We start from the raw sequence: 1415 nt of genomic DNA, 5'->3' as shown, positions 1-1415 counted from the left end.
TTCAATTTCACTGAGTCTCGGGTGGAGACAGCCTGGCCATCATTACGCCATTCGTGCAGGTCGGAACTTACCCGACAAGGAATTTCGCTACCTTAGGACCGTTATAGTTACGGCCGCCGTTTACTGGGGCTTCGATCAAGAGCTTCTGCTTACGCATAACCCCATCAATTAACCTTCCAGCACCGGGCAGGCGTCACACCGTATACGTCCACTTTCGTGTTTGCACAGTGCTGTGTTTTTATTAAACAGTTGCAGCCAGCTGGTATCTTCGACTGATTTCACCTACGTCCGCGCGGGATTTCAATTACCATCAGCGTGCCTTCTCCCGAAGTTACGGCACCATTTTGCCTAGTTCCTTCACCCGAGTTCTCTCAAGCGCCTGAGTATTCTCTACCTGACCACCTGTGTCGGTTTCGGGTACGATTAACTATAACCTGAAGCTTAGAGGATTTTCCTGGAAGCAGGGCATCAATTACTTCACTGCCTTAGCAGCTCGTCATCACACCTCAGCGTCTCAGTGACCGGATTTGCCTAATCACACGCCTACATGCTTAACCCACCATCCAATAGGTGGTAAACCTAGCCTTCTTCGTCCCCCCATCGCAGTTATAGCCAGTACGGGAATATTAACCCGTTTCCCATCAGATACGCCCTTCGGCCTCTCCTTAGGGGTCGACTCACCCTGCCCCGATTAACGTTGGACAGGAACCCTTGGTCTTCCGGCGAGCGGGCTTTTCACCCGCTTTATCGTTACTTATGTCAGCATTCGCACTTCTGATACCTCCAGCATGCCTCACAACACACCTTCTACGGCTTACAGAACGCTCCCCTACCCAATACACTTATGTGCACTGCCGCAGCTTCGGTGCATAGTTTTAGCCCCGTTACATCTTCCGCGCAGGCCGACTCGACTAGTGAGCTATTACGCTTTCTTTAAATGATGGCTGCTTCTAAGCCAACATCCTAGCTGTCTAAGCCTTCCCACTTCGTTTCCCACTTAACTATGACTTTGGGACCTTAGCTGGCGGTCTGGGTTGTTTCCCTCTTCACGACGAACGTTAGCACCCGCCGTGTGTCTCCCATGATTAAACTTGTCAGTATTCGGAGTTTGCATCGGGTTGGTAAGCCGGGATGGCCCCCTAGCCGAAACAGTGCTCTACCCCCAACAGTTACTCATGAGGCGCTACCTAAATAGCTTTCGGGGAGAACCAGCTATCTCCCGGTTTGATTGGCCTTTCACCCCCAGCCACAGGTCATCCGCTAATTTTTCAACATTAGTCGGTTCGGTCCTCCAGTTAGTGTTAACCAACCTTCAACCTGCCCATGGCTAGATCACCGGGTTTCGGGTCTATACCCTGCAACTTAACGCACAGTTAATACTCGGTTTCCCTTCGGCTCCCCTATTCGGTTAACCT

The 1415-nt window shown here is 51.2% G+C and carries 1 rRNA gene; it reads right to left on the bottom strand.

What is annotated here, in order from left to right:
* Positions 1-1415, bottom strand: a 23S ribosomal RNA gene (locus GYX25_RS11060); the annotation flags it as partial.

Origin of the sequence: Gilliamella sp. ESL0254, assembly GCF_013344985.1 — a bacterium.
GTDB lineage: Bacteria > Pseudomonadota > Gammaproteobacteria > Enterobacterales > Orbaceae > Gilliamella > Gilliamella bombicola.
The sequence above is the reverse complement of the archived record's forward strand: the minus strand, read 5'-3'. Positions and strand labels throughout refer to the sequence as shown.